Genomic DNA, 7,365 nt, shown 5'->3' on the forward strand with positions numbered 1-7,365 from the left:
ATTACACGATCCAACGCGTCCGGGTGCCCATGCGCGACGGGGTCGACCTGGTGGCCGATCACTACGCGCCGAACACCGACTCCGCCGCCGGCACCCTGCTGGCACGCGGGCCCTACGGGCGCGGGTTCCCGTTCTCCCTGGTGTTCGGCGCGCTGTACGCGGCCCGCGGCTACCACGTGGTGCTGCAGAGCGTGCGCGGCACGTTCGGGTCGGGAGGGGATTTCGAACCGATGGCCCATGAGGCCGCCGACGGCGCCGACACGGTGGCCTGGCTGCGCGCGCAGCCTTGGTTCACCGGCAGCTTCGCCACCATCGGGTTGTCCTACCTCGGGTTCACCCAGTGGGCGCTGATGACCGATCCCCCGCCGGAGCTGGCCGCGGCCGTCGTCACCGTGGGGCCGCACGATTTCAATGCCTCGGTGTGGGGCACCGGCTCGTTCGCGATCAACGACTTCCTGGGCTGGAGCGACATGGTCGCCCACCAGGAGGACCCGGTGCGCGCCCGGTCGGCGCTGCGCCAGCTGCGGAACCGCAGCCGGGTGACGCAGGCGGCCCTCGGGCTGCCGGTGGGCGACACGGCCCGGGCGCTGCTGGGTGGGGGCGCGCCGTGGTTCGAGATGTGGGTCGAGCACGCCGACCCGACCGATCCGTTCTGGGACGCGCTCCGCTGCGGCGACGCGCTGGACCGCGTCGACGTGCCCGTGCTGCTGCTCGGCGGCTGGCAGGACATCTTCGTCAGGCAGACGCTGCAGCAGTATGCGCATCTGCGCGGCCGGGGCGTCGACGTCGCGCTCACCATGGGCCCCTGGACGCACACCCAGCTGCTCACCACCGGGCTGAGCACCTGCACCCGGGAGTCGCTGGACTGGCTGGGCGCCCACCTCGGCGGCGCACCCGCCCGGCGCCGGCCCAGCCGGGTCCGCGCGTATGTCACCGGCCAGGGTTGGCGCAACGTGGCCGACTGGCCGCCCGCCACCACCGAGCGCGCGCTCTACCTGCGGCCCGGCGGCCACCTCGGGGAGACCGCACCGACGGACCTGGCGCGGCTGACGCCGGCGTCTTTCCGCTACGACCCCGCCGACCCGACACCCACCACCGGCGGTCCGTTGCTGTCGCCGAACAGCGGATACCGCGACGACAGCCGGCTCGCGTCGCGCGGCGACGTGCTGGCGTTCACCAGCCTGACCCTCACCCACGACCTGTGCGTCTACGGGAGCCCCGTCGTCGAGCTGGCGCACGGCGCGGACACTCCCCACGTCGACCTGTTCGTCCGGGTGAGCGAGGTCGACGCCAGAGGCCGGTCGAAGAACGTCAGCGACGGCTACCGGCGGTTACGGACCGCCAAGAAGTCGTCGAAGGGGACCGTGCGCGTGGAACTCGACGGCATCGCCCACCGCTTCCGCGCCGGCTCACGCATCCGCGTGCTGATCGCCGGCAGCTGGTTTCCCCGCTACGCACGCAACCTGGGCACCGGCGAGCCGATCTTGACGGCCCGACAGTCCAAGCCGGCCACTCACACCGTGCGCTACGGGCGTTCCCGGCTGCTGCTGCCCGTCGGCCCACTCGACCTGTCAGCCAACGGCGCGGCGGACGCGGGCGGCGACCTCGGCTAGCGCGGCATCCTCATATACCGGCGGCGCCAGCTGCGCCCGCATCGGCAGGTCCACCCAGCTCTTGCAGCCGGCATACTCGGGCGTTCGGGTGATTTCGACCGGCTCGGCCAACGGGTGCACCGACACCACCAGCACGGCCAGCTTGTGCTTGGGGCGGAAATCGAGCCGGTCGGCGCGCACCGACTCGGCGGTCCAGATGTGCAGGTCCTCGATTGCCGCAAGGCCATCGGGCCGGTTAACCGCTACGGCGGCAACGACTTTCGCGGCCGCCCGGATCACCAGACGATCGTCGGCGCTGTCGGCGGCCGCCGCGTCCAGCAGATCGCGGTGCTCGGGCCGCACCCGCTGGGCGTGGCTGTGCGCGACCGTCGGAAACAGCAGGAACTCGGAGGCGGCCAGTTCGAACCGCTTCTCCCCGATGCCACCCTTGCGCAGCAGCACCCGCTGGCGACCGTCCAGCAGGGCATGCACCGCGGCGCTCCACTCCTTGAGCGCGGGCATGGTCGCGGTAAGCGTCATTGCGCCCCGGCCAGCCGGGCGACCACCTCAGGCCGGCGCAACGGCGGGACCGTCTTGGGCGGCTGACGCCGCGGGGGCAGCGCCGCCAACAACCGCGTCGTCGTCTCGGTTACCTCGGCAACCGCCGCCTCGAAGGCCTCGACGTTCGCCGCCGACGGTCGGGTGATCCCGCTGACCTTGCGCACATACTGGCGCGCCGCCGCGGCGATCTCCTCCGCGGTGGCCGACGGTTGCAACCCGCGCAACTCGGTGATGTTCCGGCACATGCCTCAACGATAGGCGCGGCCGGTGACCCTTTACGGTGATCCCATGACCGACGACATCCTGCTGATCGAAACCGACGAGCGGGTGCGCACCCTCACCCTCAACCGGCCGCAGTCCCGCAACGCGCTGTCTTCGGCGCTGCGCGACCGGTTCTTCGGCGCGCTGGCCGACGCGGAAACCGACGACGCGGTCGACGTCGTCATCGTCACCGGCGCCGACCCGGTGTTCTGCGCGGGCCTGGATCTCAAAGAGTTGGGCGGTTCCTCGGCGCTTCCGGACATCTCCCCGCGGTGGCCACCGCTGAGCAAACCGGTCATCGGTGCGATCAACGGCGCCGCGGTGACCGGCGGGCTGGAGCTGGCCCTCTACTGCGACATCCTGATCGCGTCTGAGAACGCCCGCTTCGCCGACACCCATGCCCGCGTCGGCCTGTTGCCCACCTGGGGGCTGAGCGTGCGGCTGCCGCAGAAGGTCGGCGTCGGCCTGGCCCGGCGGATGAGCATGACCGGGGACTACCTGTCCGCCACCGACGCGCTGCGCGCCGGGCTGGTGACCGAGGTGGTGCCGCACGACCAGCTGTTGCCCGCCGCCCGCGGAGTGGCGGCGTCGATCGTCGGCAACAACCAGAACGCGGTGCGCGCGCTGCTGGCGTCCTATCACCGCATCGACGATTCGCAGACCGGCGGGGGGCTGTGGCTGGAAGCGATGGCGGCCCGCCAGTTCCGGACCAGCGGCGACGACATCGCCGCGAACCGCGAGGCGGTGCTGCAGCGGGGACGGGCCCAGGTCCGCTAGACGTGGCCGGCAGCAGGCCTGGTCACGGCCATTGGGTCGATCTTGATCGCCGCTTGTTTATGGGTGAACTGAGGGCAACCCCTACCATCAGGTGATGCGATCGGTCGTCGACGTCACCGTGAGGGTCCTTGCGGGCGCTCTGGCCGTCGCGTTCGCGATCGTGGGGCCAGCGCCCCGTGCGGGCGCGCAGCCGCCGGCGGGCTTTCCCAACCTGGACGGTTTCGCACCGGCCCCGGCGGACGGCTACGTCAGCAACAGCGGCCCGGGCACCTCGCCGCGGATCAGCTTCTCCACCCCCTACAACCTGGCCTGTGACTTCTATGGGGGGCCGGCGCCGGCGCCGCAGCCGTCACAGGACATCAAGTGCAAGGGCGACATGCCCGGCATCGACGACGTTCCCGTTCTGGGCGGCCGCCCGCACCCGGGCGATTGCCTGGTGGGTTCCGCGGAGTTCAAGGGACCGGGCTACCAGTTGAGCCGCATGTCCTACGGCGGGTGCGACGGCAATCCGGCCGCCCTGCCGCCGGGGGGCAAGTTGCTGGGAGCGGGACAGAAGCTGACTTACCTGAACGTCACGTGCGCGGTCGGCGCCGACAACCTGGTCGCCTGCCTGGACACCACCAGCGGAGACCACGGGTTCGTGCTGCAACGCGCGGGCAGCTGGGCGTTCTAACCGAGGGCCGTTCAGCCCAGGGCCGCGCGCAGCGACGCGACCGCGTCGTCGATCGGGCCACTCGTCGAATAGCCGGCCGCCAGCCGGTGGCCGCCCCCGCCGAAGGCGCATGCGACCGCCGCCAGGTCCACGTCGGCCTTGGCGCGCATCGACACCGACCACCGCTGCGGGTCGACCTCCTTGAACACCGCGGCCACCTCGGCCTGCTGCGTGGTGCGCACGATGTCGACGATGCTTTCTACTTCCTCGGGGCGCGAGCTGACCCAATCCTGGTGTCCGACAACGGCATACACCAGCCCGCGGCCACCGACCGCTTCGGGCAGCAGCTGCGCCGACCCCAGCACGCGTGACAGCAGCGGCAGCCAGGTGAAGGGATGGCTGTCCATCAGCGTTCGGCTGATGGCGGCGTTGTCGACGCCGGTCTCCACCAGACGGGCCGCCAGTCGAAGCGCGCGGGGGGTGGCCCAGCGGAACGAGCCGGTGTCGGTCGTCAGGCCGGCGTAGATGCAGTGCGCGACGTCCGGTTCGATCGGCTTGTCCCACGCGTCGAGGATGTCGGCGATCATCATCGTGGTCGAATCCGCCGACACGTCAACGAAGTTCGCCGTCCCGAACAGCTCGTTGGAGGCGTGATGGTCGATCACCAGCAGCTCCCGGCCGGGGCCTGCCAGCTCACTCAACGCGCCCAGCCGCTTGACACTCGGAACATCAACGGTGACAACCAGATCGACATCGCGCCGCATCGCGTCGGCACCGACCAGCAGCTGACAACCGGGCAACGACGACAGCGAATCCGGCAGCGTGGCCGGCTCGGCGAAGCCCACCTCGACGCTCTTGCCGCACTTGTCCAACACCAGAGCCAGCGCCAGGCCCGCGCCGATGGTGTCGGCGTCGGGGTGGACGTGGGCGACCACCGCGATAGTCGCGGCGCCGGAGAGCAATTCGACCGCCCCGTGGACGTCGACGCGTGCTCCCGCGGCGCGGGCGAGCTCAGTCTTCGCGTCGGTCGTCGTCACCGGTGTCCTCGTCACTTGGCCCCCGGTAGGGATCGGCCTCCCCGGCCGGCTTGGCCCCCGAGCGAACCCGCGCCAGATCGGCGTCCGCCGCGCGTGCGCGCGCGAGCAACTCGTCCATCCGCTGCACGGTGTCCAACGTGGTGTCGCGGGTGAAGGTCAGCGTGGGCGTGAAGCGCACGCCGGTGCCCGCGCCCACCATCGTGCGCAGCGCGCCCTTGGCCCGTTCCAGGGCGGCCGCCGCGGCGGCGTAGTCCGGCTCCTCGTCCAGGGTGCGGCCCATCACCGTGTAGAACACCGTCGCATCGTGCAGGTCGGCGGTGACCTTCGTATCGACGACGGTCACCCCGTCCAGGCCGGGATCCTTGATCTCGAACTCGATCGCCGAGGCGACGATCGTGTTGATGCGTTTGGCCAATCGGCGCGCCCGGGCCGGGTCAGGCATATCGATTCACCGCCTCCTCCTCATCACTTCGTTCTGCATCGTCGGCGATGTTCAGGCGCGCTCTTTCTCGACGAGCTCGTAGGACTCGATGATGTCGCCTTCCTTGATGTCGGAGTAACCCAGCGTCATACCGCACTCGAACCCCTCGCGGACCTCGGTCACGTCGTCCTTCTCCCGTCGCAGCGAGTTGATCGTGAGGTTCTCGGTGACCACGACGTTGTCCCGCAACAGGCGGGCCTTCGCGTTGCGTCGCACCACGCCGGAGCTGATCATGCACCCGGCGATGATGCCCACCTTCGAGGATCGGAAGATCGCGCGGATCTCGGCGCGGCCCAGCTCCTTCTCCTCGTAGATCGGCTTGAGCATGCCGCGCAGGGCCTTTTCGATGTCGTCGATCGCCTGGTAGATGACCGAGTAGTACCGGATCTCGACGCCCTCGCGGTTGGCCAGCTCCGTCGCCTTCCCTTCGGCGCGCACGTTGAAGCCGATGATCACCGCGTCCGACGCCGACGCCAGGTTGACGTTGGTCTCGGTGATGCCACCGACGCCGCGGTCGATGACGCGCAGTTCCACCTCGTCGTCGACCTGGATGCCCATCAGGGCCTCCTCGAGCGCCTCGACCGTACCGGCGTTGTCGCCCTTGAGGATCAGGTTCAGCTGGCTGGTTTCCTTCAGCGCCGAGTCCAGGTCCTCCAGGCTGATCCGCTTGCGCGACCGCGCCGCCAGCGCGTTGCGCTTGCGGGCGCTGCGCCGGTCGGCGATCTGGCGGGCGATGCGGTCCTCGTCGACGACCAGGAAGTTGTCCCCGGCGCCGGGCACCGACGTGAACCCGATGACCTGGACCGGCCGCGACGGCAGCGCCTCCTCGACGTCGTCGCCGTGCTCGTCGACCATGCGGCGGACACGACCGTAGGCGTCGCCGGCCACGACCGAGTCGCCGACCCGCAGCGTCCCGCGCTGCACCAGCACCGTGGCGACCGGGCCGCGGCCGCGGTCAAGGTGCGCCTCGATCGCCACACCCTGGGCCTCCATGTCGGGGTTGGCCCGCAGGTCCAGGGCGGCGTCGGCGGTCAGCAGCACCGCCTCTTCGAGCGCCTTGATATTGGTGCCTTCCTTGGCGGAGATGTCGACGAACATCGTGTCGCCACCGAAATCCTCTGCCACCAGGCCGTATTCGGTGAGCTGGCCGCGAATCTTGGCCGGGTCGGCGCCCTCCTTGTCGATCTTGTTGACCGCCACCACGATCGGCACGTCGGCCGCCTGCGCGTGGTTGATGGCCTCCACCGTCTGCGGCATCACGCCGTCGTCGGCGGCGACCACCAGGATCGCGATGTCGGTGGCCTTCGCGCCGCGGGCACGCATGGCGGTGAACGCCTCGTGACCCGGGGTGTCGATGAACGTGATCGGCCGCTCGGTGCCGTCGAGGTCGACGGACACCTGGTACGCACCGATGTGCTGGGTGATGCCACCGGCCTCGGCCTCGCGCACGCTGGCGTTCCGGATGGTGTCCAGCAGCCGGGTTTTGCCGTGGTCGACGTGACCCATCACGGTCACCACCGGCGGCCGGGTCTGCAGGTCTTCCTCGGTGCCCTCGTCCTCGCCATAGGTCAGGTCGAAGGATTCCAGCAGCTCGCGGTCCTCGTCCTCCGGGCTGACGACCTGGACGACGTAGTTCATCTCGCTGCCCAGCAGCTCGAGCGTCTCGTCGCCGACCGACTGGGTGGCGGTCACCATCTCGCCGAGGTTGAACAGCGCCTGCACCAGCGAGGCCGGGTTGGCGTTGATCTTGTCGGCGAAGTCGCTCAGCGACGCGCCGCGGGCCAGCCGGATCGTCTCGCCGTTGCCGTGCGGCAACCGCACGCCGCCGACGACCGGCGCCTGCATGTTCTCGTACTCGGCGCGTTTTGCCCGCTTGGACTTGCGGCCACGCCGGGGCGCACCACCGGGACGGCCGAACGCGCCGGCCGCGCCGCCGCGCTGACCGGGACGACCGCCGCCGCCGCCACCGGGACGGCCGCGGAAACCTCCCGCACCCGGACAGCC

8 protein-coding genes are annotated in these 7,365 nt (G+C 70.5%); 3 read left to right on the plus strand and 5 right to left on the minus strand.

What is annotated here, in order from left to right:
* On the plus strand, window positions 1-1,613 hold a 1,613-nt coding region (locus tag A5678_RS00010; protein WP_068036541.1), incomplete at its 5' end, for a CocE/NonD family hydrolase.
* On the opposite strand, the gene A5678_RS00015 is transcribed toward A5678_RS00010, so the two are convergent.
* Together A5678_RS00015 and A5678_RS00020 are read right to left on the minus strand one after the other, a co-directional pair.
* Entirely contained in the window at window positions 1,572-2,132 is a 561-nt protein-coding gene (locus tag A5678_RS00015; RefSeq protein WP_068036544.1) for a DUF1802 family protein, read from the minus strand. The two genes, A5678_RS00010 and A5678_RS00015, sit on opposite strands and share 42 nt — an antisense overlap.
* The gene (locus tag A5678_RS00020; protein ID WP_068036547.1) at window positions 2,129-2,398 is read right to left on the minus strand and encodes a DUF2277 domain-containing protein; all 270 of its coding nucleotides are present in this window, start codon (window positions 2,396-2,398) and stop codon (window positions 2,129-2,131) included. Before A5678_RS00020 ends, A5678_RS00015 begins: the two co-directional genes overlap by 4 nt.
* 43 nt (window positions 2,399-2,441) lie before the next feature.
* On the opposite strand from A5678_RS00020, the gene A5678_RS00025 reads away from it, so the two are divergent.
* Together A5678_RS00025 and A5678_RS00030 are read left to right on the plus strand one after the other, a co-directional pair.
* Complete coding sequence (locus A5678_RS00025; RefSeq protein ID WP_068036550.1) at window positions 2,442-3,191, plus strand: enoyl-CoA hydratase; 750 nt, start codon at window positions 2,442-2,444, stop codon at window positions 3,189-3,191.
* 94 nt (window positions 3,192-3,285) lie between these two features.
* On the plus strand, window positions 3,286-3,864 hold the full coding sequence (locus tag A5678_RS00030; RefSeq protein WP_068036579.1) for a hypothetical protein: 579 nt from the start codon (window positions 3,286-3,288) through the stop codon (window positions 3,862-3,864).
* An 11-nt stretch (window positions 3,865-3,875) separates the two neighbouring features.
* Here the strand turns inward: A5678_RS00030 and A5678_RS00035 are convergent, their stop codons facing one another.
* The 3 genes from A5678_RS00035 to infB form a co-directional block, all read right to left on the minus strand.
* Window positions 3,876-4,880 (minus strand): bifunctional oligoribonuclease/PAP phosphatase NrnA, encoded by a 1,005-nt coding sequence (locus A5678_RS00035; RefSeq protein ID WP_068036559.1) that lies wholly within the window; start codon window positions 4,878-4,880, stop codon window positions 3,876-3,878.
* Window positions 4,855-5,322, minus strand: a complete 468-nt coding sequence (gene rbfA, locus A5678_RS00040) for a 30S ribosome-binding factor RbfA (RefSeq protein ID WP_068036574.1) — start codon at window positions 5,320-5,322, stop codon at window positions 4,855-4,857. Before rbfA ends, A5678_RS00035 begins: the two co-directional genes overlap by 26 nt.
* A 51-nt stretch (window positions 5,323-5,373) precedes the next feature.
* A partial coding sequence (infB, locus tag A5678_RS00045; protein ID WP_082945313.1) for a translation initiation factor IF-2 occupies window positions 5,374-7,365 on the minus strand: 1,992 nt, incomplete at its 5' end.

The organism is Mycobacterium sp. E2733 (assembly GCF_001667585.1).
In the GTDB taxonomy this organism is placed as follows: domain Bacteria; phylum Actinomycetota; class Actinomycetes; order Mycobacteriales; family Mycobacteriaceae; genus Mycobacterium.

Bases quoted from the DNA above. Each gene is read 5' to 3' on its own strand.
- A5678_RS00015 (WP_068036544.1), bottom strand. From the start codon at position 2,132: ATGACGCTTACCGCGACCATGCCCGCGCTCAAGGAGTGGAGCGCCGCG.
- A5678_RS00020 (WP_068036547.1), bottom strand. From the start codon at position 2,398: ATGTGCCGGAACATCACCGAGTTGCGCGGGTTGCAACCGTCGGCCACC.
- A5678_RS00025 (WP_068036550.1), top strand. From the start codon at position 2,442: ATGACCGACGACATCCTGCTGATCGAAACCGACGAGCGGGTGCGCACC.
- A5678_RS00030 (WP_068036579.1), top strand. From the start codon at position 3,286: ATGCGATCGGTCGTCGACGTCACCGTGAGGGTCCTTGCGGGCGCTCTG.
- rbfA (WP_068036574.1), bottom strand. From the start codon at position 5,322: ATGCCTGACCCGGCCCGGGCGCGCCGATTGGCCAAACGCATCAACACG.